The organism is Siphonobacter sp., assembly GCF_048595215.1.
Taxonomy (GTDB): domain Bacteria; phylum Bacteroidota; class Bacteroidia; order Cytophagales; family Spirosomataceae; genus Siphonobacter.
The window spans coordinates 1-25,901 of sequence record NZ_JBMDWJ010000099.1 but is presented as its reverse complement, the minus strand read 5'-3'; the positions used below and the strand labels follow the sequence as shown (position 1 = coordinate 25,901).

Below are 25,901 nucleotides of genomic sequence, written 5' to 3'. Positions count from 1 at the left end.
GAATAAGGTTGTATTCGATGAAAAAGGGCATTAAAATAAGTATCTATTAATTGCGAAAAATCCATACCTATTAATCGATTGAGCAATCCCCTCAACACACTTAAAAAAGAAATAAACAATAATATTCTAATACCATTATCCAATGATAACAATATTCATTTCATATTTTTATTGAAAGGATTAAAAAAAACTTGTATTCTAATTACCTATTCCTAGTTTAAAGGAGGATTGCAAACTTTTATTTATAAATTATATATATGTTAATGAGACAATCCATTAGTATTTATCTGATCATTAAATCAATAATCAATAAATTTTCAAAGTCAGTAGATCAGCTTTCGTTTACTTCGGCGTATAGGTCAATTGTACCACTACTCCCTGGTCACCATTTTCGTTATTCCGTCGCCAACCGACCGCCAGCGGTAGATGTTTGGTCAGGTACACTTCTGCTCCTACAATCAGTTGTCCATACTCATGCGTACCCGAAGCCCAGTCGCCCAACACGTGGAATTTCTGGTTAATAATTCCAATATCAAAGCCCAGATGTGCCCCTACTAAAGCCCCATCACCGAGGTACCGACGGGTACCCGTATACGTTCCCACCACTAGCTTGTAACGGTCATCTTTAAAGCTTCCACCCAGATTCGCGTACGCAAACCCTAGCCATTTTGTATGATGCTCGGCGGCTAGGTTTAAGCCCGTATGCCCGCCCAATCCCACATGAATTTCGTCGGTCAGATCAAACACCTTTTGGGCATTCAAGAGCAGCAATGGGGCATAGGGCATCTGCGTAGTCGTGTCGTTATGAAGCCAGGTACCTTCCTGAGGCATGTATTCAAGATTGTACAGATTAGCTCCTACTTCCCAGTTTTTCCCTAACCCGTAGTTAAAGGTTGTCGATGAACGAAATTCCTCCCGGCTAAAGTCTACTTGTTGCTGAGCTAAAATTTTCCGTTTAGGGGTAATGTCCGAGGAAGGTACATTAAAAATCGTTTGCTGGGCTTTCAGCGTAAAAGAAGCCAGCAATAGTCCGCCCAGAAGGCAAACTTTGTTCCGCATAATTTTCATTCAGATAAGTCAGTTTGATAGGTAATCTATTCATCCGTCTGCAATTGAATAAAAATCAATACCATATCTATTTGACTTAGATTCAATAGCTACTGTAATCTATCAGTAGTGATTCAATTTTATCACCTTTTATCTCTTCAGTTAACCTTGTAAGAGGTGGTTCATCTTTTTACACCTCTATTTACTTTCCTGTAAGTATCGATCCATCAACCTCAACTTCATGCGACCGTTAAACATTTTAATCTGGCACATTCACGGGAGTTACTTAACGGCTATTACGCAGACCGAACATAACTGGTACGTTCCAACAAAAGTCGGTTCCCCAGAAGGGTACGCAGGCCGGGGAAAGGATTCTACGATGCCGAGTTACGTCCGGGAAGTTCCCGCTGAGGAAGTACGCCACCTTCTCCTCGATCTGATTATTTTTCAGACACCTCAGAATTATCAGCACGATCAGTACGAAATCCTGACGGAAACCCAGCGGCAGTTACCCCGCATTTATCTGGAGCACAATGCTCCCGAGCCCCATCCGGTCTTTTCAAAACATCCCGTGGACGATCCAAATGTGCTGGTGGTACACGTCACGCATTTCAATCGTCTGATGTGGGATTGCGGCAAAACACCGACGCGGGTCGTTGAACACAACGTTGCCATTGACCCCGACCTTCGGTATTCTGGTCACCTTCCGCAGGGCATTACCGTGCTCAATGAATTCAGGCGACGTGGTCGCATGGTCGGTTTTGATCTGTTCGAACAGATTCGGCAGCAAGTTCCTCTGACGACCGTTGGAATGAAGTCTGATGAAATCGGCGGTATCGGTGAAATTCATTACCGGTACCTACACCAGCGGGTGGCCGAATACCGGTTTCTGTTCAGTCCCATGCGGTACACAAGTCTGCCGCTGGCGGTGGTCGAGGCCCTGACCATTGGGATGCCCGTGGTGGCTCTGGCTACTACTGAGATTCCTACGGTGCTTGAAGATGGCGTTCAGGGCTTTATTTCCAACGACCCTAAAGTGTTGATTGAACGCATGCAGTTCCTGATCGATCATCCGGAAGAAGCCCGACGCATGGGAGCCAATGCCCGAAAACTGGCTCAGGACCGTTTTAGCAAGGAACGATTTGTTCGGGACTGGAATGCGGTATTTGCCGAGGTGGTCAGTTGATCGGTGATGGGGTTTAGAGGTTTGGGTTTAGAGTTTGAATTAGGGTTGAGGTTTGAATTGGCGTTTCAGGTAAAAAGTTTGAGTAAGCAGGGTTTACTATCGATTACGCAAATCTTAACCCATAACAACCTTAACTTTAAAACCCAGCGTCGTTCGCTCAAACATTAAACTTTAATTCACACCTTAAACTCTAAACTCAAAACTTTAAACACTCAAACCTTACACCTCAAACCCCTGATACGCCAACAGCTTCATAGCCTCTTCGATCACTTGCTCGGGGTCGGTTGCCTGGGCTTCGCGTATAGGCCGGTGCCGTTCTGCATTCAGCCCCCCCCATTCTTCGGGGCGGGACGTTGTGTAGATCACCCCGCTGGGTCCCTGCAAGGCAACAGCCAGATGAGCCACCCCCGTATCGTTACTCAACAACAGCGACGATTGCCGCAGGATCCAGCCGAGACTTCCCAAATCCGTGGCTCCCGCCACGGATATAGCTGGATAACGCATCTGCTGGCGAACCTCCTCCACCGTTTGTTGTTCGGGTTGCGTGCCCGTTAGTGCTACCGTATAGCCCTGAGCCGCCAGTGCATCGGCGACTTTAGCAAAATGTGAAGCGGGCCAACGGCGGGCGGATATACCACCGGGGTGGATACAAATGAATGGTTGCTGAATTATTTCAGGCCATGTGGGCAGGGCTTCCGCCCGCCAAGCATCGGCTTCGGTCAGCGGGAATTCCAGCGAAAAGCCCTGCGTCGGAATCCCCAGAAATTCCATCAATCGCACGTGCCGCTTTACCTCGTGTTCGTCCTGCGGATAAGGCATGAACAACCGTTCGTTTGGACAAAATTGCTCGGCGTGTTGCGTCGGATAATACCCCGCCGTGGCTTTCGCTCCCAGCAGCAGTACCATGGCATTGACAATCGTACCGTTGCCCTGCATTTGCAGAACGACATCGAAGTTTCGACCCTGCATTTCCTGTAAAAAAGCTATGGTACGCGAAGCGTCCAAGGGTTGTTCAGGCAAACCAGGATAACCCGGGAAGGGAATGAATTCATCGAAATATGCAGCGTACCGGCGGACGAATTCTTCGGCCCAGGGCAAGCTGATCAAACTGATCTGAGCGTTTGGAAAAGCTCGTCGCAGGGCTCGAAAGGCGGGTACGGCACAAAGCAGGTCGCCGACTTTCAGGGCTCGAAACACGGCAATGCGTTCCGGCGTATGTCCTAACATAGAAGTAAGTTTGTCCATAGCTCAATCAAGTAAACGGGTCTGGATTTCGGTTCTTTGCGGTACTACTCGCCACTTTAACCAGATTTCTGGAATACCTCTGAAAGCTCTCCTCCAGTCTTTTCGGGCCTCTTTATCCGCCACGGCTTCGAGCCTTTACAGTAGAATATTCAGCATTTGTACGAAAGCCTCTACGCCATTGCGGGTGCCAATCACAATACTGATATCAGGCATACAAGACCCGGTATTGAACGGCTCCGTAGAGTCGCCAGTAAATGGATAAAAAGGGCGTCGCCAGAGCCGACACGAGTGTAGTGGGCAAATGCCGCAGGGGTTGAGCCGTATTTCGCAATCGCCAGCCCACCAGGATCAGCGTTCCAAGAGCCCAGATCGCAAAAGTTACAGTGCTGAGCGTACCCGCTCCCGCCATTCCGCTTCCCAGCCCCAGCAGAAAACTCACCACAAGGGTATAGTACAATCGCACCAGCGGAGCGTACGTTGGAATGCGTTCGCGGAACAGTTGGGGATGGCGTTTGTACAGGAGGGCATCGTAGCGGTTTTTGCTTTCGTCTTTCAGGCAACCCCACCATTTCGTACTTCGAATGGGATGGATAATCACAGCCTGATTGGATTTCACAATCGGAATACCGTGCTGAATGAACTTGAATTGCAGGTCGCTGTCTTCCCGCCAGGCCCGATCGAATTGTTCTTCCAGTCCACCCACCTGTTCCAGCAACGAGCGGGTACAGGCACAGTTGGCCGTAACGAACTCAGCCGTTTCTAGCAAAGCCGTCGTACGATCATAATCCGTAGGAGCTTCCGAAAGCGGCACGACTACCCGACCTGTAATAACCTGGGCTCCCTGAGCAAAGGCATCGAGCAGTACTTTCAACCAGTTGGAATCGGGTATACAGTCGTCATCGGTAAAAGCGACATAGGGCGAGCGGGCCTGCTGCCAGCCCCGGTTTCGGGCAGCGGCAGGTCCGCGACGCTGGGGCTGTCCGTAGTACCGAATCCGTACATTGCTGTGAGCAGCGATACTCACGACCTGCACCCGCGTAGAAATGTCGTTGCCATCATCCACAACCAGAATTTCGTACGCCGCTGGGTCCAGCGTCTGGTTAAGCAACGCTTGCAGGCACCGCTTCAGTAGTTCGGGTCGACGGTACGTGGGAATGATTACGGAAAGTTGCATCTCAGTTTTTCAGTTTGCAGTTTTCGGTTTACAGTTGTTTGCTTACTCACCTGCTCGTTCCGATTACAAATCCCCCGCTCGTCCCGATTTATAATCGGGACGTTTTTGGGCAAGCGTCTTAGACGCGAAACCACTCTACCCCGATCATTCCACGACGGTTACAAATCGGGGTGAGCTGGGCCCCTCACTGAAAATTATAAACCGAAGACTGAAAACTCACCTCCACGGTTTTAGGATTTTTTTCGAGCATGAAACTGCCGATAATCAAAGCGTCGAGCGGAGACGTCCAGAACGATTCTACAGCGTCGCGGGGGGAGCAAACTACGGGTTCCCCACGGGTATTGAACGAAGTATTGACCAGGATAGGCACTCCCGTTTTTTCGTAAAACGACTTGATTAGGTTATAATAAACCGGATTCTGTTGCGGATTGATGGTTTGTACCCGAGCCGTGCCGTCGGTGTGCGTTACGGCGGGAATGGCATCTACTTTTTCCTCGCGTACATCATTCACAAACAACATAAACGGTGATTTCCGGGAATTGATAAACCAAGCGTCGGCTTCTTCTTCCAGTACTACCGGGGCTACGGGCCGGAAATCTTCCCGGTCTTTCAGATCATTGAGGCGAGCCTGCATTTCCGCCGGAAACGGAGCCGCCAGCAACGACCGGGCCCCCAGGGCACGCGGACCAAATTCCATCCCCTGCTGGAACCAGCCGATGATGTTTCCTTCGGCCAGATACTCGGCTACTTCTTCTGCTACGTTGTTCAGGCGACGATACGGGAGTTTCGACCATTGCAGAAACTGCTCGATCTCCTCGTCCGAGTAGCTGGGACCGAGGTATACGTGTTCCATTTCGTAACTCCGCTCGTCGGTTTTGCGTTGCTGGGCGTCAATCCACATTGCCGCCCCCAGAGCCGTACCGGCATCCCCGGCGGCGGGTTGCACCCAGATGTTTTTGAATGGACCGCGATCCCGCAGACGAGCATTCATCACGCAGTTCAGAGCTACGCCACCGGCCAGACATACCGAATCCGCTTTCGTCTTTTCGTACAAAAACTGGAGCAATTCGAGTACCGTTTCTTCCAGCACTACCTGCACCGAATGAGCAATGTCGTAATGCATCTGCTCCAGTGGGCCACCCTTCTCGCGGGCCGGACCAAACGTGGCCTCCAAGTTGAGCGGATCGATGGTGTACTGACCCTCTTCTTTTAAATGAATCAGGCCCTTGAAATAATCTTTGTAGACGGGATTACAGAACGAAGCCAGAGCCATCACCTTGTACTCATCCGACGAGTGCAAAAAGCCGAGATAGGTAGTCATCTGCTCGTACATCAGTCCCAACGAATGCGGCATGGTTACCTCCCCAAGCAGCGTCATCTGATTGCCCTGCCCGTGCCAGTAGCTCGTCGTGGCTACTTCGCCGCGACCGTCCAGCACTAATACCGCCGCGTTTGTATACGGGCTGGGCAGGAAGGCACTCGCCGCGTGGGATAGGTGGTGATTGGTAAAATGCCACTGGTAGGGTCCCAGTCGGGAAGCTCCTTTGAAACGGGTCGACAGGTGCAGCGGTACGCCATCCACTAAATGCCCCGGAGCATTGACGATAGACGACAAAAACAGCGAATCCCAGGGATTAGTCCAGTTGCCCGTCGAAGCCGTAGATTTCAGCGGAATCTGTAACGTTTCGGCCTGCGATTGCTCCTCCAGCTGCATATACGGATCGAACGAATAGGCGATATGATCTACTTCCGCCAGTGTGATTCCACCTTTCTTCAGGCAAAAATCAATGGCATGATATGGCAGTTCGTACGTAGAAAAAGGAATGGGCCGTTTGCCGTGTTTAATGTGCGTAAAGCGTTCTTCTTCAGCAGCGGCCAGTACTACTCCATCTTTGACGAGGGCAGCGGCCGGATCGTGAAAAGCAGCGTTGATTCCTAGCGTGTACATGAATTAAAAATGGGTTTAGATGGATTAGCTGAGGCTATACGGACTTTTCTACGGGACGCAGTAACGCCCGTACCGACTCGACAATTCGTTGGGGAGACGCTTTCGGCTCGGCCGTACCGGGAAACTGCTGTAATAGCACGTTTCGGGAACGTAAGGCTTCGGGCACTTCGAAATACAATACCCGGTTTTCGACCAGCCAGGGCGTATGCTGCGGATTGGTCATAGCGTACAAAACCACCACTGGTGTACCGAGGGCGGCGGCGATGTGTACCGGCCCCGTATTGTTGGAAACCAGCACCGGAGCCTCGGCAATCAAGGCGAGAAACCATTCCAGCGACAATTCGCCCGCCAGAGCAAAAGCCCGGTCGCCCAGAGTTTGCTGTAAGGTGGCGACGTAGTTTTTTTCGGAAGCATTTCCCGTCAACACCACCTGAAAACCCTGTTTCTGCATGACTCCCTGACAGGCTTCCAGATACTGTTCAGCCGGATAGCGGCGTTTTTCTTCGCTGTCCCCCGCGGGCCGGATCAGCCCGGGTTCGTCGCGTTGCAAACCGATTTGATCCAGATACGCCCGAACCCGTGGTCGGACGTTTTCACTAACGCTAACCGATAAACGTTGATTTTCGGTAATGCAACCAATCTGGGCGACCAGATGCAGTTGCCGTTCCACTTCGTGACGGGTGGCGTACAGAACTTCAGGATCCGGTACCCAGTCCGACATCAGCTGGTAGGGATTTTCCCGGCAGTAGCCCAGCAATCGCGGGATACCCGCCAAGTAACAGATCAGAGCGGTCGGCAATGGATTTTGACTTTGTACGGTAAAGAGAATGGCTCCGTCGAAATTCCTTGCTTTCAATTGCTGCACCAAATCGTTTACGACCGTGGAAGCTTCCCCCGAAGCCCCTTTCATCCACGGAACATCGAAGGTCATCACCTCATCGACCTCGGGAATAAACGAAGCAATGGCCGCCCCTACGGAGGATGTCAGCAAGGTGAGCCGAACCGGGAGCCCTTCTTTCAGGGCCCGAAACGCGGGAGTTGTCATCAGCACATCGCCCATGTTATCCAGCCGGATGCACAACAGGTTTCGACAGTTTTGCCACGTATTCGTCATAGCCTCTTCTTACGCTTGAACGGGTCGTTGCAGCGGTCGCGGTGCCACCGGAATCACGACTGGATTCAGAATGGTATCGGCCATTTCTTTCAGGGATTGAACCGTGTGCGTGGGCATTCGGAATTCTCCCGGCACCCACTCGGTTTCGTTGCCGTTGTTGATGAGCACGGTCCGGCAACCCGCCCGGCGGCCCGCCTCAATGTCGTTGAGAATATCGCCCACCATCCAGGATTCGGACAGGTGAATGCCGTGTTGCCGGGCCGCTTCCAGAATCATTCCCGGCAAGGGTTTTCGGCAGGTACAATCAATAGTGTACGAAGACACCGAACCCTGCGGCGAATGCGGGCAATAGTAAAATCCGCTCAGTTGCACGCCCCAGGGCAGTAACAGTTCACGAATGCGGCTTTCCACGCCCGTCAAGGCCTCTTCCTGAAAAAATCCCTTCGCCACGCCCGACTGATTCGAAACTACGAAAATCTGGTATCCGGCCCGCTGGAGGCGAGCCAGGGCTTCTCCCGCGTCGGGGTACAGGCGGATTTTCCGGGGGTCAACGTTGTAAGGAATGTCGGGAATGAGCGTTCCGTCTTTGTCCAGAAAAATGGCCTTCTGACTGCGGCGATACGGACGAAAGGTCGGCAGAGCGTATTGTTCGTACAATTGAGCCGTTTGCCGGGCTACTTTTTCCCAGGTAAACTGAGCGTGTACGTTTTGTAAAGCCTTTTCTTTTAGTGAAGTAGCCAGTGTTTTATTCGACAAGACCTGGCTTAATTTTTCGGCCAGGGCATCGGGATCTTTGGGTGGTACCAGCAGGCCGGTTTCGCCGTCGGTGATGGTGTATTTGATGCCTCCCACGTTCGCTCCGATCACCGGGGCACCCGAGGCCATGGCCTCCAGCGGCGTAATACCGAAGGGTTCGTACCAGGGCGTGGTTACGAAGGCATCCGAAGCACTGTAGTAATACCGAAGCAGAGCTCGGTCTTTTCGGCCCACAAACGTTACCGAATCGGAAATTCCTTCGGTTTCCGCCAGTTGCTGTAACCGACCCATTTCGGGCGTGATGGCCGGATCGGGCACATCCGATTCCCCGCCCACAATGACCAGACGAGCCTGCTGACCGTACTGCTTTTTCAGGCGAGCCAGAGCTTCGATGACGGTAGCCACTCCCTTCCGTGGCACCATCCGGCCTAATTGCAGAATGATTTTCTCGTCGGCGGGAAGGCCTACTTTAGCCCGTGCCCGCTTTTGATCGGTGATGAAAAATTCGCCAGGGTTAAAGCCATTCGGGATAATCGTTAGCTTGTTCGGATCGGCGTTGTACAGCGTCAGCAGATCGTCGCGGTCTTGCGGACACAGAGCAATCACCTGATCGGCTTCGCGAATGACCCGATCTTCCAGATCAAACCGTAGAGCAGGAAATTTATCGCTATCGCCCTGAATGAGTCGCCGGACTTTTCCCAGGGCATGGAAAGTAATGATAAAGGGAATACCGAGCATTTTCTTCAAATCAGCCGCCACCATTGCCGACAGAAAGAAATGAGCGTGCACGAGCCGGTACGGATGCCCTTCGCGTTTGGAAAAACGCAGTACATCTGCCGTAAACTCCGGCATGTAGGGTAGAAATTCTTCTTTTGGCAGAAAGGTCTTCGGACCCGCTTTTACGTGCACGACCCGAATTTGCGGTTGCCACTGAATTACCTGCGGCAGCTTTTCATTCTCCCAGCGAGTAAAGATGTCGATGGAATAACCCAGATCCGCCAAGTGCTGAGCTAGTTCGGCTACGGCTATATTCTGCCCTCCGGCATCCACGCCGCCGCAAATGGCCAATGGAGAAGCATGGTCACTGATGAGTGCAATTTTGTACTTGAGTTCCATAAATGCGAGCAGAGGTTGGTACGAAAAACCTTCCAAAAGCAAATCCCGGCGGGCGACTTACTTCTTAGAATTACTGGTATAGAAAGTGGTTTCATCAGACAGGATTTACTTCGGAAAAGACCTATACCATCTCCAAAATTACTTCTTGCACTTACGCTGCATAAGGGCCAAATTTACTTCTCAATAATAGCATAATTACTTTCCCGTATAGTGGCAGAAAAATAAAATGACTAAGCTTGTCATTTTACTAAATTATATTCTCAAAAATAGCTACTACCTATAAAATATAAGCGTAATAAAGGTCGCAGATATACTAGTAATGCTTCATGATCAACGGCTAATTTCTTCGAATACTCATACATTTTTCACTTGCATGAGAATAAGCTACACACCGAAAGTTGACGCTAAATTTTAATCTCAATTTTATATTTAGGTATAGATAACCCTTAAGGTTAGATTTCGTAGGCAGCGGGTAGTTTTATAAAATTCCAATAAAGAAGTAATTATCTTATCCTTTATTGATTATTTTGATAATCGTAAGCAGATCATACACCCATACATTTAGGGTACATAGCAGAAGGACCTTAAATACCTGTAGAACACAGTCAACAGAATGAGGAATATCTGTTTTATAAAGAGATCTTAATTACTCAAAAGGTATTATATTTCTTTAGTATTATAAAAAATAATAAAAATCATTTTAATTCATTCCTATAACTTATTTATAATTCTTAATAATCTATATTAATACCAATAAAACGCTTAATTTCAACCAAAAATAAAACCGTTAAATTTAAGGGGTACTGCACTAAATATTTACTGTTAGTCCTGTATTCTAATAGAAAAGATAATCCAAAACCACCCAATTTACCATAAGACAATTCCAAGATAAATTTTAATTTTTATAGTTAGATTCATTTTTAGACCAATGAGCGAATTTTTGAAACCACTCCTACCTTAGTGTTCGATTTCTTTGCACTTCGCTGGAGAGTATAGACCGTCCAACCTACTTTTCGTACATTCCACACGATATTTTGAGAATATTTGAACCCAAAGTCAAAAGTTTAGATTATATACTTCAATACTAACTCCTTGTTTACGTACTAATCATCCATATCGTATGGATACGACTGCTATACCCCCTGAAGTAGCCGAGTTCCCGGTACAGTTCAGGTTATCCTTTAAACCCTTTATTGCGTACTTACAGCAGCAAAAGGGTTCTACGTCCACGAGTGCTGCCCGCTCGCACGTATTTGATTACTTACTTCAACAATTTACGCCACTCATTTCCGAAGATTCTATTGACGAAACGTATACGCCACAGCAATTGGAAGACATGGCTCAGCTACTCAAGTTGAGCGTATTACCCTTACTGAGTAACGAAAAGGAAATACCCTATGCCTTTGGATTGCCGATTCCGCTAGACTTGTTTCATGCTTCGGATTCATTCAACGCTCTTTTGCATACGTTCGAAGGGCTGGAGATGGACGAGGCTCATAATCACAAAGAGAAGCTACGGTTTCTGTACCAGCTGATTCTGAATAAGTGCTACGGCGTTCATTTTATCAAGGAACTTACGCCTTCGCTGTCGTTTCAGCGAGTCGTCAATGGCGTTACGAAATTCTATCGTTTAACGATAAACGTCAATTTCGTCGAGCCGCAACACCAGGGCTCTGCCTTGCCGCCTCTACAGCCCGAATGGACGGAATTCGCTAAAGGTCATCGTACCCTGGATCGCGTGCCTTCGCCCCTGCCCCTTGGAGAATTTGTTCTCAAAGGATTTTGCGTTTTTCTGATTGAAGACATTACCGAGGACAAGACTATTCAGCAACTCAAAGAGGTGTTTGTACACTTGCAGAGTGATTCGGAGGAGATGATCTATCGCCGCTTCGAGAAAGCCATGCGGGATTTGTGTGGGCAACCCGACATCCGGATTGGTCTGATGCCCTTCATCAAAATCAATCAGCAGTACGTTTTTCACCCCGATTTTGGTAGTCGTAGTGTGGTACTGGCGATGGCCGATTTCGAGAAAACCTGCGGCGAAGCCTGGGTGGAAGGCAGTCAGCAGACCATGCAGGAACGCATTGCCGAGCGACTCGCTCAACACGATTACCCGCACGTTTTCTGTAACCTGAATAAGTTTTCGGAGCCTGAGTTACAGCGGCTGGTCTCTAATGGCCTGCAAAGTTTTATTCTGTATCCCATTAAAGCGGCGGATCAGGTCGTAGGCGTGCTCGAAATTGGCAGCCCCAACGCTGATGCTCTGGACGACGAAATTCTCTTCAAGGTCGAACGCGTCATTCCGCTCGTTCGGGAATTATTACTCTTCCAAATCAGCGAATTCAATAAACGCATTCAACGGCTGATTCGACAAAAATTCACAACCTTGCAACCGGCCGTTGAATGGAAATTCAACGAAGTAGCCTGGCAGTATCTGCGGGCTGGTGGCAAAAAACCGGCGGATCGGGAAGCGGCCCGCATTCGTTTTCCGCAGGTATATCCTTTATACGGAGCCATCGACATTCGAAATTCATCGCTGGAACGGCATTGGGCCATTCGTACGGACCTGAGTCAGCAATTGGATTCCGTTGCCTCGCTGTTGCAGGAACCTAGTCTGGATTCCGAGCGATCTCAGCCATTACAGCAGCAAACCCGGTACTGGCGGGAACAGCTACTCGAAGATCTGACGCCCGATACGGAAGAAAGCATTCTTCTCTTTCTCTCGCAGCAGATTACCCCGTACTTCCGTCGTTTGCAGCTCGATTCCAAAACACTGGAACCGGCCCTTGAATACTACTTCCAGCAAACCGACCCGCAGACGGGTGATTTCCACCAGGCTTCCCGGAATTACGAACGCAGTCTGGATTGGATCAACGCCGCCGTTAACGGGTATATTGAGCAGGAAGAACAGCAATTACAGGCCGTTTATCCGCACTATTTTGAGAAGTACCGGACCGACGGCATGGAGTACAATATTTACGTGGGACAGTCGATTTCCCCGCAAAATCCTTTCGTAGCCAATGACTTACGGCGGTTGAGACTCTGGCAATTGACGTCGATGGTGGATCTGGCTCAACTCACGCATCGTCTGTTACCGCACCTGCCGCGGCCCCTGCAAACGACGCAGTTGATTCTGGCTCATTCCCAACCCGTGAACATCAGTTTCCGGGAGGATGAACACCGCTTTGACGTGGAAGGCTCCTACAGCATCCGGTACGAAGTCATTAAAAAACGGATTGATAAGGCCCTCGTTCGCGGTACGAACGAACGCCTGACGCAACCCGACCACATTGCCCTAGTCTATACCCATCAGCAGGAAATTGCGGATTATCTTCCCTTAATCACTTTATTACAGGAACAGAACCGGATTAGCCCTACGTTGGAATACCTCGACCTGGAGCCTTTGCAGGGCGTTGTCGGACTAAAAGCGATTCGGTTGGCCATTCAATACGAAGACGCCATCGTGGTATCAGAAAATGAGCTGCTGGTCGCTCAATCCTAGGTAGATAAACCGTAGCTTTGGCCGTTCCGGATTCGGGACGGCCATTCATTGCTGACAACGAAGCGGTACCGCCTTTGTGTTTCACCTTTCATCCTTTATGCGTACGTTCTTCTTCCTCCGCCGAAGCCTAATTCTGCTGCTGGTTTTTGGTGGAATACTTCCGATACGGGCCCAGCAGGCCCGACCCGACTCCGTCGTGCATCGACTCGTACTCATTGGGGACGCCGGACGCCTCTACAAAGGCAAAAATCCGGTGGTAGATGCGGTCCGGGCCCGGTATTCCTTCGACGATCCACAGACAACAATGCTGTACCTCGGCGATAACGTGTACCCGCACGGCTTATCCGACGAAGCAAGTCCGGATTACGATTCCCTGACGACCATTCTGCGTTACCAAGCCCAGCTCGGCATTGGGAAAGCGTCTCAGGTACTGTTCATACCGGGGAATCATGATTGGAGCAAGGACCATCCCGACGGCTGGGATAAAATCAAACGCCAAGGTCGCTGGCTCGACAGTCTGAATTCGCCCAACATCCGTTTACTGCCCGCTGGCGGTTGTCCCGGTCCTGAACTGGTGGAGCTAAACGATCATCTGGTTCTGATCATTGTTGATACACAGTGGTGGCTACATCCCAATGATAAACCCGGTATAGATTCAGACTGTGCTTGCAAAACCGAAGATGAAGTCGTCACGCGACTCTCGGAGTTAGTATACCTCAACCGTGACAAGGGAATCATTCTGGCGACGCACCAACCCTTCCGCAGCTACGGCATTCACGGGGGCTATTATACGCTCAAGCAGCATATTTTTCCCTTTACCGATATTAACCCTCACCTGTACATTCCGCTACCGTTCATTGGATCGATTTATCCCATCGCCCGGGGCGTATTCGGTACCGTACAGGATTTGCCCAATCCGATTTACAAACACATGGCTCAGGTACTGGAGAAAGCAACCCAGCCTGCCCCTAACGTCGTCTTTGTCTCGGGACACGACCATGCTTTACAACATATCGTAGACGGGAACCGGAATTTTATTGTCAGTGGATCAGGTATCAATCGGGAACGAGTCAAAAAAGGCAAGAAGGCCCGTTTCGTCAGCGGTGAATGGGGCTACGTAGTCCTCGACGAACTACGGGACGGACGGGTACAGGCTGCGTTCTACACCGTCGACGAAGCCGCTCAAGCGACCTTAGCTCATTCGGCTCCGATCTACAAAATTGACCGCAAGGCCACGCCGGATCATGCCCGGATCCGGGAAAAGTCCTGGCCTGATTCCATCACTATAGCCATTGCTCCGGATTACGATAGCGTGAGTACGCTGCATCGCCGACTGTTTGGAGAAAACTATCGCAAAGTCTGGGCGACCCCCGTCACCCTGCCCGTATTCGACATTACCAAAGAAAAAGGAGGCTTCAAGATTCTCCAACGCGGCGGTGGGCAACAAACCAAATCCCTGCGGCTGGAAGATGCTTCGGGAAAAGAGTGGGTGCTTCGTACCATTCAGAAGGCTCCCGAAAAAGCCCTGCCTGCGTACCTACGACAAACCGTAGCGAAAGACATTATTCAGGATCAGATTTCAGCGGCCTTCCCCTTCGCCCCCCTGGCGGTAGCCACGCTGGCGGAAGCCGCTGACGTACCGCATGCCAATCCCAAAATAGTCTATGTCCCCGACGATCCGGCTCTGGGCGTCTACGGCGTTGATTTTGCCGGAAACGTCTGTTTGCTCGAAGAACGCAATCCCGTTACCGAAAAAAGTCTTAGTACCCCCAAGCTGATCGATGCCCTGCAAAAGGACAATGACGACCGCGTCAATCAGCGGGCCGTTGTTCGGGCTCGTATGCTGGATTTATTGATGGGCGACTGGGACCGGCACGAAGATCAATGGCGGTGGAGCAGTCGAAAAACCAAAAACGGCAAGGTGTACGAACCCATTCCCCGCGATCGTGATCAGGTCTTTTTCAAGTCGGGCGGACTGTTTCCCTACATTGCCGCCCGTTCGTGGTTACAGCCCAAATTCCAGGGTTTCCGCGATCACCTGCACAACGTGAATGGCTTCATGTACAACGCCCGGTACTTCGACCGGATGTTTTTGCAGGAGCTTAGTCAGCAGGACTGGCAGGAAGAAATCACCGTTCTGCAGGGCAAGCTGACCGATGCCGTACTCGAAGCCGCCGTCCGGCAGTTTCCCGATCCGATCCAGAAAAGCTCGGGAGCTGATATTCTAGCGACGCTCAAAGCCCGTCGGGCCAATCTGCTCGGCGAAGGACTCACCTATTACCGGTTCCTGGCCCGGGCAGTCGACATTCCCGGCAGTAATAAAGCCGAGCGTTTCGAGGTAGAACACCAGCCGGATGGCCGCGTGTCGGTCCGGGTGTACAAAATCGGCAAGGATAGTACGCTGAAACAGCAATTGTACCACCGCGTGTTTGACCCAGCCGAGACGAAGGAAATCCGCTTGTACGGTCAGGCGGGTACCGACCAGTTTGTCGTGCGGGGTACGGCTTCTTCCGGTATAAAAATACGCCTCATCGGTGGCGAAGGCATCGACCGATTTGCTCTGCAGGATACGCGAAAAAGTCAGACACAGGTATACGACCTCCGTACGGAAGCCAACCTTTGGCCCGAGCCCCAAACGGCTCAAGTACACGCCTCCAGCGACCCCACCATCAACGCCTACGACAACCACGCCTTTAAGTACAACCGCTTGGCTCCGCTGGCCTCGGCGGGCTTTAACCTGGACGATGGTATCCTACTGGGAGCCGGATTTCAGTTTACTAAACACGGCTTCCGCAAATCACCTTACGCCTCCATGAATCGGCTGCTCATCAGCCACGCCCTGGCTACAGACGCTACGGCCATCAAGTACGACGGTATTTTTACGCATTTACTGGGTAAAAACGACCTTTGGATCAACGCGTATTTGCGGGCTCCCGACAACGTGACCAACTTTTTCGGCATTGGTAACGAAACGGTTTACGAAAAAGGACGGAAAATTCGTTATTACCGCACCCGCTACGATTTAAGTACGGTATCGGCCCTGCTCAAACGTCGGTTAGGACAACACTTGCAGGTGATGGCGGGTCCGGTTTTTCAGTACTTTAACGTAGATATGGAGGATAATCAGGGTCGATTCCTGGAACGCTATTTAGCTGAAAATAATGCACCCTTTTTGCGGCGACAGTTGTACGGCGGTTTGCAGGCGAGTGTCGTCATCGACAACCGGAATAATCTTACCCTTCCTACCCGGGGCCTGTACTGGAATACGACGGCGATGACCTTACAGGGTTTTGGCGACCAGCGAAACCACATGACGCAGTTGAGTACCGACCTGACCGTTCACGCCAGTTTCTCGAACGCCGCTCGTATCGTCATTGTCAACCGGATTGGCGGGGGACTGACCTATGGCAATCCGGCCTTTTATCAATTACAGTATCTGGGTGGACAGGACAATCTACGGGGCTTCCGAAAGTACCGTTTTGCGGGAGAAAAACAGGTGTATCATAACCTCGAAATCCGGACGAAGCTGTTTAATTTTAACTCCTACCTCTTTCCGGGAACCGTGGGGCTCACGCTTTTCAACGACCTCGGACGGGTCTGGGTGAAAAACGAGAACTCCCAACGCTGGCACGATGGGTACGGGGCCGGGCTGTACGTTTCACCAGCCAGTTTACTCATTTTCAACGCATCTGTAGCATTTTCGAGGGAAGGAACCCTACCCTACGTTTCCGTAGGATTCCGCTTTTAAGCAAAAGTTGACTTATATTACCAGCCCGTATTTTTCTAAACCGAGTCGTAATGACTGATCCCTTAGTATCGAAAGCGGAAGCTCATGTGCTGCGTCTGTACGACGAACATCCCACGCCTACATTGGCGTACCATACGCTTACCCACACCCAGGAAGTCGTGCAAGCCGCCGAGGCCCTGAGCCGTCAGTATCAGTTGAACGACATCCAGTACCAGACGGTACTCGTGGCCGCCTGGTTTCACGATGCGGGCTATTTATTCAGCCCGAAGATGCAACACGAGGAAAAAAGTGCCGAGCTGGCAACGGCATTCCTGCAAAGTGAAGGCCAGTCTGCCGAGCTAATTGCCCAAGTGGAAGGCTGCATTTTGGCCACCCGAATGCCCCAAAAGCCCCACAATTTACTGGAAGAGATTATCTGCGATGCCGATCTGTCGCACCTGGGTAGCGTCGATTACAAGGACAAAACCAAGCTTTTGCGGAAGGAAATAGAGGCTATGAAAGGCATCCAGATTTCGGGAAATCTCTGGCGAATGGGCAATATTGAATTTATTCAGTCGCATCAGTATTTCACGCCGATGGCCCGAAAAATGTTTGACGCAACGAAAGCCGAAAACCTGCGGCGACTACTGGATAAGCAGGCCGAAAAAACCGACGTACCCACGCAGCCCCTCGTCGCGGAAAAGAAAAAGAAAGACCCCGAACGCGGGATCGAAACCATGTTCCGGACGACTTCTACGAACCATTTACGCCTGAGTGAAATTGCCGACAGCAAAGCCAACATCATGATTTCGGTCAATTCCATCATGGTTTCGGTGGTGGTATCGGTCTTGTCGCATCGGCTGGAAAATCATCCGCAGCTAATTCCGCCCACGGCCATCTTTCTGCTTACGGCCGTCCTGACCATCATTTTTGCCGTATTGGCCACGCGACCGAACATCACCCGGGGTACGGTGAGTATGGATGACATTCGGCAGAAGAAAGCCAATCTGCTCTTTTTCGGTAATTTTTACAACATGACCCTGGAAGACTACGAAAGCGGCATTGATGCCATGATGAAGGATAGCCAATTCCTCTACGGCAGCATGACCCGCGACATCTACCACCTGGGCGTCGTACTGGGAAAGAAATATAAGCTCCTCCGCATCGCCTACAACATTTTTATGTTTGGGTTTGTCGTATCCATATTATCGTATCTGATCGTATTCACATTCCTGGAAGATTAGCATTTAAGCCTATTGGTTCGTCGGATGTTGTTCCGTACGGCAATAGATTCCCCACGCTAGGGCTTACCTATAGTCTACTGCGTTTATTCTACTTCGTTGGCTCGCTGGTATACCTTTTTCTAAAAGTATACCAGCGTTTTTTGTTTCCCCTTACGAAAAACGGTACGTCAAGGCTGCCTCCTTTAGCCCTAAACTAAAGCGGCGGAAATCGCCCCTTGGGCGTACAGTTCATTAGCATCTTTTATTATTTACTCAAAAAACAGTCAATGCTTGTGCAGTCTTTCAATCGTGCCTAGTCCGCCCGAGGCGGTGTTGCTGCGTACGAACCTGAAAAGTGCAAAGCCTGAACCCTTGAGTATTTATCCTTTTTCATCTTTTTTTAAACCGTTCTATGAACCAACTTTCTACGGGTTCAGCCGCATCGGGCGGCTCGAACAAGGGGACTTCTGCTGTAGGTCGCCGCACCTTTCTTCGTTTTGCCGGTTTGTCTTCCATTTCAGCACTTACGTTAACGACGTTGGCTTGTGAAGATCACAAACCCATCGTATATGATCCTAACTTCATTGATTTAGGATTTGGCGATGTGGGAATCATGAACCTGTCGTATGCTCAGGAGCAGCTGGAAGTAGCGTTTTATTCAACCGTGATTGAAAGCCCTGCCTTTAATCAACTGTCGGCGGAAGAAAAAGCCCTGTTCGTGGATCTCCGCGACCGGGAACGTACGCACCTGGAGCTGTTCCGGTATTTGCTGGGAGACAAAGCCATTCCGATGCTGACGCCGAACTTCGACAACATCAAGATTGGTTCGCGTGAGGAAATTCTGAAAACGGGTCATACGTTCGAAGACCTGGGCGTTGCCGCTCTGAACGGAGCGGGCCGTTTCGTAACGGACATGGAACTGTTGAATCTTTCGGGTAAAATCGTATCCGTGGAAGCTCGCCACGCGGCTCTGCTCCGCGATCTGCTGCATCCACGATCCAACATGCTGGGCAGTTTTGCCGGGGATGATATCATCACGCCCGATACGGGTCTGGATCGGGCCCTGTACCCCCAGCAAGTGGTCGTATTGGCTCAGCCCTACATCAAAGAGCGAATCACGGCGGAGCGGATTCCGACGGCGTAACGTATTCCTTCTACTATCTATTGACTCTCTTGAACTTCGATTCAATCCATGAATATTTTTCAGATTTTTTCCGATATTGAAAAGATAGATGGCGACGCTACGGAGCGTTTATCCTTCTACTCGCGTCGTTATTTTCTCCGCAAAGGTACGAAGGCAGCGACAGCGGCCGCTCTACCCCTCGCCTTGGCCAGCGTCACACAAGAAGCCTTTGCTCAATCCACTGAAGTACAGGAAGTGCTAAACTTCGCTCTGACGCTGGAGTACCTGGAAGACGAATTCTACAAAAAGGCGTTAGGTAGCAGCCTGTCGTTCGGTGGTGATCGGCCCGTATTTGAGCAAATCAGCAAGCACGAAGATGCCCACGTAAAACTGCTGAAATCAGCGTTGAGCAGTGCTGCGGTAGCCAAACCCAGTATGTTCAAATTCGAAGAAGTATTTCCGGGCGTATTCTCAGATTATCAAACCTTCCTGATCGTTTCGCAGGCCTTTGAAGATACGGGCGTTCGGGCCTATAAAGGACAGGCTCCGAAGCTCTACAAACAGGCGGTACTCACAACCGCTCTGCAAATTCACGCCGTAGAAGCCCGTCACGCCGCCGAAGTGCGTCGCATTCGCGAAGGCCGCGTCTGGATCACCAAAAACGAACCGGACGGAGCTCCGGCTGCCGTATACGCCGGCGAAGAAAACGTGGTACAGAAAGTAGACGTCACCAAACTGGGCCCCGGATTCTCGGACATCGTGGTCTCGGAAGCCTTCGACGAGCCCCTGACGAAAGAACAGGTACTCGCCATTGTGTCTCCGTTGATTGTGATGTAGGATACACTTTATACACAAAAAAACCTGGGCCGTATGACCCAGGTTTTTTTGTGTCACTCGTTCAGACTATCCTTCAATATCGGCCAGAATCGACGTGTATTTCGGTTGCCAGCCGAGTGTCTTGCGGGCTTTCGTGGCATCTACACGACTGTTGGAAGCCAACCCGTATGAGGAAGCGTCGGGGCCCCAACGTTCGATGGCCTCATCTATGGGTAAGGCCACCGTTTTTCCGCCAAAACCCAGTTTCTTGCTGATACTTACAGCAATATCTTTTAGAGCTGCTTCGCCATTCTCGGCGTAATAATACGAACCTGCAGGAGCATTTTCCAGGGCTAGCCAGTACAATTCGGCTAGATCCGTCATGTGAACGTTCGACCAGATGTTTTCGCCCGCTTCAATGTGTACTCCGGCTTGTTTTTCTCGGGAAATGTCCATCAGCATCGGCACCTGAATACTGTCTTTCTTCAAACCCAATCCGGCACCATAAATCATAGTCGGGACGATGACCATACTACGGATTCCCCGCTGGGCTGCTTTAAGCACGGTATCGTTGATGACGACCCGCTGGGCTTTTTCCAGCCGTGGTTCAAGCGGAACATCTTCGTGGTACACAACGTCGCTCCTTTGCCCCACTGACTTATCCCCCACTAGACTGGAGCCGGAGGTGTGAATGAACGTTTTTCCGGTTCCTTCCAGAGCTTCGAGAAACGTGGCTACTACGTGTACATCATCGGCATCGGCAGTATTGATCACGGCATCCGCTTGGCGAGCTTCTTCCCGTAATAATTTCAGATTGTGCAAATGTCCAATTACGGGTGTCATTCCCAATGCTTTGAGTTTTTCAGCGTCAGAAGCTTTCCGTACCAGAGCGGTGATTTCGTAACCTTTTTCGAGTAATACCTGAGCAATGGAGCCGCCAATGTAACCCGTGGCTCCGGTAATGAATATTTTTTTCATGGCTAACGGAATAAGTTAAGCGTACACTGTTTCGAGTTGTTGATTGATAAACGTCATTTCTTCCGTCCGAATGTCCAGGTGCATGGCTCGGGCATTTTCAACGGCCTGCGTAGCATTGCGAGCCCCCGCCAATACCACGCTGATACCGGGTTGCAAGGTGGTCCAGCGTAGTACTAACTGTGATAAAGTGGCTCCTTTGGCTTCGGCTAGTGGGGTGATTGTCTCCAGAAACGTTTTTATTCTTTCCGCCGGAAACTGGCCGAAATAGCCGTTGCGGTGATCGTCGGCTTTGAGTTGGGAATCTTTAAAATACTTGCCCGTAAGCAAACCCCGTTCCAGCGGACTATAAGCGATGATGGACAGGTTCTTCTTCTGGGCGTACGGTACGATATCTGCTTCAATACTGCGGTTGAGCATACTGTAGGAAACCTGTTCGGAAGCCAGCGGTAGCGTTCTTTCGGCTTCTTTCAGTTGATCCAGCGAGTAATTACAAACACCCGCCGTCCGGATTTTACCCTGTTGAAGTAAGGTTGCCAGAGCTTCCATCGTCTCGTCAATGGGCGTGGTGGCGTCAGGCCAATGTACTTGTAACAAATCGATGTAATCCGTACCGAGGCGGCGGAGGCTTTCTTCGAGTTCCTTAATGATATTGTCCCGGGCCGTATATTTATAAACGGGCACGGTGTTACCCTGCTCTTCGGCATCGAAGAAGTATTCGCCCCGTCCCTGATTACTCTGGTCCCATACTAATCCGAACTTCGTCAGGATCTGAATTTGATCACGGTTTTTGCCTTTGATGGCTTCCCCAATCATTTCTTCACTACGGCCCAGTCCGTAGAAAGGAGCTGTATCGATACTGGTTACGCCTTCATCCAGCGACGCGTGAATGGCCGCAATTGAATCTTTTTTCGCATTGCCACCCCACATCGTACCGCCAATGGCAAAAGCTCCGTAAGTGAGGGCCGACACAGACACTCCGCTCGATCCTAATTCTCTGTATTCCATAACTTTACTAAAGTACCGCCCATACTGGGCGGTTGTTTGTTGTTCGATTGATGAGGCAAAATTAGCCGTCGTCAACCGGAGAAACTGGACCGCATTTCGGAAGAACTGGTACTTTATACAGAATGGATCGCCCATAAAAAAAGCTACCCTTCGCGAGGCAGCTTAATCCAGGTAGCACGTAGGTTAATGGGCTTTTTCCCGGTGCTGTTTAGGCGTGCGATTGGTATAGCGTTTAAAGAAACGCGAGAAATACGAAGGGTCTTCAAATTTCAGCAGAAAACAGATTTCGGCTACGCTTAGCTGCGTATTCAGTAGCAATTGGGAGGCTTCCTTGAGCGTTCGTTCACGAATGAGTTCACCCGGTGTCTTTCCTGCTACAGCTTTGATTGTATCATTCAGGTGATTTTGTGTAACATTCAGCTTTGCGGCGTAGGAAGCCAGCGTTTCCGTCTGAATGGGTTGGAGCTGTTTGAGCGGCTCAAAATCCTGTTCAAATAGCTTGGTAAAGGCTTTCGTCAGTCGCAATCCGGCCGTACTTTGATCATTGAGGCACTGTTCAGGGTCGCATACCATCATTCGCTGGGCCTTTTGTAGAATGACGGTAAGAAAGGCCCGAATCAAATCAGCCTTGTGGGGTTTTTGGGAGTGATACTCCCCCTCGATTTCCCGGAAGAAATTGCTAAAGTATTGCGTTTGAGTTTCGTCGAGGTACAGAGCCGAACTACCTTCAATACTGAAAAAAGGATACGAAGCGAGTGTTTGCTGGTCCTTAAGATTCTCCTGAAAAAAATCGGAGGTAAAGGCACAGAAATATCCGGCGTGTTCATCAACCGTAGTTTGCCAGGAAGTAATCATTCCGGGTGATACAAAGCAGAGCATACCAGGTTTAAGGTAGTACTCGTTTACGCCGAAGGTATGGATTCCTTCACCGCCGGTAATGAGAATGACCATGTAAAAATCCAGTCGGTTAGAGGCAATGGTTTGCTGACAGCGAAACCGGAAATCATCCCGCCGGTGAATTTCAAAATGAGCCACACTGGCCCGAATCGATTCTTCCGACCACGCCGAATCGCCCTGAAAATACCGTTTCCGGAAGCTTTCCGTCGTATACGTCGGAATCACAGACGTTTTCGTTTTCATGACCTATCACCGGATTGTGTAAGAATATCAGAACGATGCGGGCAAGAAAAAGTTCGGAGTTAGGGGGCTGAAGGTAGTCTAAGCTTGTAGAGATGAGGTAGTCGTTTAGAATTACTTCTACCATTATTGATAAGTGATCCCAGCAGAATCAACCAGCCAGAATCTATCTGATTCGCATGTACCCAGCAACGGCAATCCCTTAAACATTCACACCCGGTTCAAACTACTGAAAGAGAAAGAATATGCCCTTGGCAGCATCAAAAACGGAAATCTCTGTATATCGGCCAGTCAATCACTGATCAGGTTTCAAAAGGGTGCAGATCAATTGCTCTTTACGGACATTACCCCCGAATTCTTAGCAAAATACGAGTCATGGATGCTGAAATACGGGAAAGCTTCTAAAAAAGAAAAGGGTAAACCCCTACCCGCCTCTATTAATACCGTTAACATTTACACCAGGCAAATCAGGAAAGCCTTTAATTCAGCCATTAAGGATAAAATCATTTCGGAGGACTCCTACCCTTTCAAGTCAGCTTACGTGATCCCCAGCGAAGAAGGTAACCCCAAAGCACTAGAACTTACTGACATCGAGAAGATCTTCAATTATAAGGCGGAACCGGGTTCCACTCGTCAGCGTAGTAAAGATTTATGGATTCTTACGTACTTATCGAATGGAATTAACATGAAAGACCTTTGTATGCTTCGCTGGCATCAGGTCAATTTAATTACCAAAGAGATTACGTTCAAACGTCAAAAGACCTTACGCACTCGGAAGGAGCGTCAAAAAGATATTATCGTCAACCTACACGACGAGAGTATTGAAATATTCAAGCGTTGGGGCACGCCTAATTCACCCAATGAATATGTATTCCCCTTTCTGAGCGATGACATGGATGAAAGCCGGAAACGATCAGTTATTGACTCCTTAATTAGCGTCACGAACGATCACTTGTCTATCATAGCGAAAGAAGTAGGCATTTCGATCAAGGTACGAACGTACGAGGCTCGACATTCATTTGCGACGGTTTTGTTGCAGTCAGAATCGGTACCCCTTTACTTCATTTCGGATGCGTTAGGACACACTACCTTTTCAACCACTGAGCGGTATTTAGGTCGTTTCAGCAAGAAACAGAACAAAAAATACGTAGCTAACTTATTACCTAATAATCAAGACAAAAAGCCCTGATCGCATACATTGCGAGTTACATTCTTTAAAGGTATATCGGTAAAAAGTTATCCTTAAATCAGTATTAAGGATAACTTTTTACCGATATCTTTGCTAGGCAAGCAGCACATGAATAGATAGGACCTATTTCAATGGATACTCGTGGGTATCTTTCTGAAATAGGTTTTTTATTAGCACTTTAAAGCCTTTATTTTATTAATTCTACAGACAAAGTTCACATAAGGATTGATTATATAACAGGAAATGTCCAAAATTGTAGCTTATCTCTTGGTATTGGGACTCATTGGCTGTCAACAACATCCTACAGCAAAGCAACTTGTAAAAGATTGGGCTCTCACAGAAGTAAGATCAACTTCAGGTGAAGTAACTTCCATTTACAAGCTGAGAAATCTATATTCTAATACAAGTGATACAGTTAATCATCTAAAGCTGATGAAAAGTGCTCTTTTTCAAGACTTTATATACGGTACATTATACCTAAAAGGTAGTTGGCAGATAAGAAATGATAGTCTCTGCTTACTTTATACAAATATAGATCCTGTCAAAAAAGGAGTACACGTATCGATAGACTATAAGATAGTTTCACTGAATGATAGTTCACTTGTTCTTCAAAGGTCAGATAATTGATTCAATATACAATCATTTATACAACAGAAATCCTAAATGAATGATTTTTTGAAAATAAGCGTACAGGGTCTTCGATTGTCCCAATCGATAGGGCTTATGAATTTATTAATAATTCAAGTAGCGGTCATTATTAACTTGTATTTTAAATTTTCTTATGCATCTTTAGCCATGCTGTTTATAGTATCTCTTATAATCTATTTGACCTTTTTTAGAAGTACATATAGAGAAATCTATTATCAAAATGGCAAGATATACTTAATCTCTCTCTTCAAAAAGGAAATATATGACATTGCGATGTTCAAAGAAATAACTCCTAATATTATTGGATATTCAATCATTTTTACAAATGAAAATACTTATAATTTCAGATTACCACCTATTGATAATTTGAAGTCTTTCTTCAAAAGCGATCCTGCTTTCTATGCTAAAAAATTAAACAATCAGTTACTAGAAAAAAAGATCTACTATGTATCTGCCATTAAAGATACCAGCCAATAGAAATTGATATAACCTTTTACAAAACGACCATTTGTAGAATATTATAGGGATTAAGATCACGTCAATATTTAGTTCCGAAGTACATAATTCTTCCGTTGACCACTCAAAGCTTGAACCGTGAATTCTTTGATAGTCTCGTTGTAATGATAAGTGAATACATAATTGCCTGGCTTAAGATTCTTGATCACTAAGCTAACTCTACCATTGCCATCGGTTTTAAGATCTCCTAAATAGCCTTTTTCTAAGTAAGGAATATTCGTATAGTTTTCAGCGGCATATAAATACCAGTAAAAACTCTCTGACTCAAGACTGTTAGCTATGGGGTAGAAACTCAAGGATAGGCTACCATTGAATCTCTCTTTACTGCAAGAAACCAATAATACCAGCGTAAGTAAGGCAAATACCGTAAAAATTTTTCTCATAGATGGGTTGAATAGGATAGCAATATACGTTACTTTTCCTAATCGGTCCTTTGTAAAATGTTATAGAT

Annotated in this window: 18 protein-coding genes; 8 read left to right on the top strand and 10 right to left on the bottom strand. The window is 48.7% G+C overall.

What is annotated here, in order from left to right; all coding sequences use genetic code 11:
• Nucleotides 1–342 precede the first annotated feature (342 nt).
• The gene (locus ACOJTG_RS05565) at nt 343–1,059 is read right to left on the bottom strand and encodes a hypothetical protein (protein ID WP_420152906.1); all 717 of its coding nucleotides are present in this window, start codon (nt 1,057–1,059) and stop codon (nt 343–345) included.
• A 229-nt stretch (nt 1,060–1,288) separates the two neighbouring features.
• Here ACOJTG_RS05565 and ACOJTG_RS05560 point away from each other — a divergent pair, with 229 nt between their 5' ends.
• On the top strand, nt 1,289–2,233 hold the full coding sequence (locus tag ACOJTG_RS05560; RefSeq protein WP_420152905.1) for a glycosyltransferase: 945 nt from the start codon (nt 1,289–1,291) through the stop codon (nt 2,231–2,233).
• A 219-nt stretch (nt 2,234–2,452) separates the two neighbouring features.
• On the opposite strand, the gene ACOJTG_RS05555 is transcribed toward ACOJTG_RS05560, so the two are convergent.
• The 5 genes from ACOJTG_RS05555 to ACOJTG_RS05535 form a co-directional block, all read right to left on the bottom strand.
• Nucleotides 2,453–3,478: a glycosyltransferase family 9 protein gene (locus tag ACOJTG_RS05555; protein ID WP_420152904.1), complete on the bottom strand. Its 1,026-nt coding sequence runs from the start codon at nt 3,476–3,478 to the stop codon at nt 2,453–2,455.
• 205 nt (nt 3,479–3,683) lie between these two features.
• On the bottom strand, nt 3,684–4,652 hold the full coding sequence (locus ACOJTG_RS05550; RefSeq protein WP_420152903.1) for a glycosyltransferase family 2 protein: 969 nt from the start codon (nt 4,650–4,652) through the stop codon (nt 3,684–3,686).
• A gap of 184 nt (nt 4,653–4,836) precedes the next feature.
• Entirely contained in the window at nt 4,837–6,600 is a 1,764-nt protein-coding gene (locus ACOJTG_RS05545) for a carbamoyltransferase (RefSeq protein ID WP_420152902.1), read from the bottom strand.
• 34 nt (nt 6,601–6,634) lie between these two features.
• A complete protein-coding gene (locus ACOJTG_RS05540; protein WP_420152901.1) occupies nt 6,635–7,714 on the bottom strand; it encodes a glycosyltransferase family 9 protein in 1,080 nt (359 codons plus the stop codon).
• 9 nt (nt 7,715–7,723) lie between these two features.
• Nucleotides 7,724–9,586 (bottom strand): HAD-IIIA family hydrolase, encoded by a 1,863-nt coding sequence (locus tag ACOJTG_RS05535; protein ID WP_420152900.1) that lies wholly within the window; start codon nt 9,584–9,586, stop codon nt 7,724–7,726.
• A gap of 1,120 nt (nt 9,587–10,706) precedes the next feature.
• Here ACOJTG_RS05535 and ACOJTG_RS05530 point away from each other — a divergent pair.
• The 5 genes from ACOJTG_RS05530 (at nt 10,707) to ACOJTG_RS05510 (ending at nt 19,998) form a co-directional block, all read left to right on the top strand.
• Nucleotides 10,707–13,088, top strand: a complete 2,382-nt coding sequence (locus ACOJTG_RS05530) for a hypothetical protein (RefSeq protein WP_420152899.1) — start codon at nt 10,707–10,709, stop codon at nt 13,086–13,088.
• A gap of 97 nt (nt 13,089–13,185) precedes the next feature.
• Entirely contained in the window at nt 13,186–16,836 is a 3,651-nt protein-coding gene (locus ACOJTG_RS05525) for a BamA/TamA family outer membrane protein (RefSeq protein WP_420152898.1), read from the top strand.
• Nucleotides 16,837–16,886: 50 nt separating this feature from the next.
• Nucleotides 16,887–18,059: a Pycsar system effector family protein gene (locus ACOJTG_RS05520; protein ID WP_420152897.1), complete on the top strand. Its 1,173-nt coding sequence runs from the start codon at nt 16,887–16,889 to the stop codon at nt 18,057–18,059.
• Between the two features lie 391 nt (nt 18,060–18,450).
• The gene (locus ACOJTG_RS05515) at nt 18,451–19,182 is read left to right on the top strand and encodes a ferritin-like domain-containing protein (protein WP_420152896.1); all 732 of its coding nucleotides are present in this window, start codon (nt 18,451–18,453) and stop codon (nt 19,180–19,182) included.
• A gap of 48 nt (nt 19,183–19,230) precedes the next feature.
• Nucleotides 19,231–19,998, top strand: coding sequence for a ferritin-like domain-containing protein (locus ACOJTG_RS05510; protein WP_420152895.1), 768 nt, complete (start codon nt 19,231–19,233; stop codon nt 19,996–19,998).
• Nucleotides 19,999–20,064: 66 nt separating this feature from the next.
• Here the strand turns inward: ACOJTG_RS05510 and ACOJTG_RS05505 are convergent, their stop codons facing one another.
• The 3 genes from ACOJTG_RS05505 to ACOJTG_RS05495 all read right to left on the bottom strand — a co-directional run bounded on the left by ACOJTG_RS05505 (nt 20,065) and on the right by ACOJTG_RS05495 (nt 23,100).
• A complete protein-coding gene (locus ACOJTG_RS05505; RefSeq protein WP_420152894.1) occupies nt 20,065–20,955 on the bottom strand; it encodes an NAD-dependent epimerase/dehydratase family protein in 891 nt (296 codons plus the stop codon).
• Between the two features lie 15 nt (nt 20,956–20,970).
• Nucleotides 20,971–21,960, bottom strand: coding sequence for an aldo/keto reductase (locus tag ACOJTG_RS05500; protein WP_420152893.1), 990 nt, complete (start codon nt 21,958–21,960; stop codon nt 20,971–20,973).
• Nucleotides 21,961–22,143: 183 nt separating this feature from the next.
• Nucleotides 22,144–23,100 (bottom strand): AraC family transcriptional regulator, encoded by a 957-nt coding sequence (locus ACOJTG_RS05495; RefSeq protein ID WP_420152892.1) that lies wholly within the window; start codon nt 23,098–23,100, stop codon nt 22,144–22,146.
• A 133-nt stretch (nt 23,101–23,233) separates the two neighbouring features.
• Between ACOJTG_RS05495 and ACOJTG_RS05490 the strand changes: the two genes are divergently transcribed.
• Together ACOJTG_RS05490 and ACOJTG_RS05485 are read left to right on the top strand one after the other, a co-directional pair.
• Nucleotides 23,234–24,286: a tyrosine-type recombinase/integrase gene (locus ACOJTG_RS05490; RefSeq protein ID WP_420152891.1), complete on the top strand. Its 1,053-nt coding sequence runs from the start codon at nt 23,234–23,236 to the stop codon at nt 24,284–24,286.
• A 723-nt stretch (nt 24,287–25,009) separates the two neighbouring features.
• Entirely contained in the window at nt 25,010–25,411 is a 402-nt protein-coding gene (locus ACOJTG_RS05485) for a hypothetical protein (RefSeq protein WP_420152890.1), read from the top strand.
• A gap of 68 nt (nt 25,412–25,479) precedes the next feature.
• On the opposite strand, the gene ACOJTG_RS05480 is transcribed toward ACOJTG_RS05485, so the two are convergent.
• Nucleotides 25,480–25,833 carry a hypothetical protein gene (locus tag ACOJTG_RS05480; protein ID WP_420152889.1) on the bottom strand — a complete coding sequence of 118 codons (354 nt, stop codon included), beginning with the start codon at nt 25,831–25,833 and terminating at the stop codon, nt 25,480–25,482.
• Between the last annotated feature and the right edge of the window lie 68 nt (nt 25,834–25,901).

Bases quoted from the DNA above. Each gene is read 5' to 3' on its own strand.
- ACOJTG_RS05520 (WP_420152897.1), top strand. From the start codon at position 16,887: ATGACTGATCCCTTAGTATCGAAAGCGGAAGCTCATGTGCTGCGTCTG.
- ACOJTG_RS05565 (WP_420152906.1), bottom strand. From the start codon at position 1,059: ATGCGGAACAAAGTTTGCCTTCTGGGCGGACTATTGCTGGCTTCTTTT.
- ACOJTG_RS05495 (WP_420152892.1), bottom strand. From the start codon at position 23,100: ATGAAAACGAAAACGTCTGTGATTCCGACGTATACGACGGAAAGCTTC.
- ACOJTG_RS05530 (WP_420152899.1), top strand. From the start codon at position 10,707: ATGGATACGACTGCTATACCCCCTGAAGTAGCCGAGTTCCCGGTACAG.
- ACOJTG_RS05500 (WP_420152893.1), bottom strand. From the start codon at position 21,960: ATGGAATACAGAGAATTAGGATCGAGCGGAGTGTCTGTGTCGGCCCTC.
- ACOJTG_RS05480 (WP_420152889.1), bottom strand. From the start codon at position 25,833: ATGAGAAAAATTTTTACGGTATTTGCCTTACTTACGCTGGTATTATTG.
- ACOJTG_RS05545 (WP_420152902.1), bottom strand. From the start codon at position 6,600: ATGTACACGCTAGGAATCAACGCTGCTTTTCACGATCCGGCCGCTGCC.
- ACOJTG_RS05505 (WP_420152894.1), bottom strand. From the start codon at position 20,955: ATGAAAAAAATATTCATTACCGGAGCCACGGGTTACATTGGCGGCTCC.
- ACOJTG_RS05550 (WP_420152903.1), bottom strand. From the start codon at position 4,652: ATGCAACTTTCCGTAATCATTCCCACGTACCGTCGACCCGAACTACTG.
- ACOJTG_RS05485 (WP_420152890.1), top strand. From the start codon at position 25,010: ATGAATTTATTAATAATTCAAGTAGCGGTCATTATTAACTTGTATTTT.
- ACOJTG_RS05535 (WP_420152900.1), bottom strand. From the start codon at position 9,586: ATGGAACTCAAGTACAAAATTGCACTCATCAGTGACCATGCTTCTCCA.
- ACOJTG_RS05540 (WP_420152901.1), bottom strand. From the start codon at position 7,714: ATGACGAATACGTGGCAAAACTGTCGAAACCTGTTGTGCATCCGGCTG.
- ACOJTG_RS05515 (WP_420152896.1), top strand. From the start codon at position 18,451: ATGAACCAACTTTCTACGGGTTCAGCCGCATCGGGCGGCTCGAACAAG.
- ACOJTG_RS05560 (WP_420152905.1), top strand. From the start codon at position 1,289: ATGCGACCGTTAAACATTTTAATCTGGCACATTCACGGGAGTTACTTA.
- ACOJTG_RS05525 (WP_420152898.1), top strand. From the start codon at position 13,186: ATGCGTACGTTCTTCTTCCTCCGCCGAAGCCTAATTCTGCTGCTGGTT.
- ACOJTG_RS05555 (WP_420152904.1), bottom strand. From the start codon at position 3,478: ATGGACAAACTTACTTCTATGTTAGGACATACGCCGGAACGCATTGCC.
- ACOJTG_RS05510 (WP_420152895.1), top strand. From the start codon at position 19,231: ATGAATATTTTTCAGATTTTTTCCGATATTGAAAAGATAGATGGCGAC.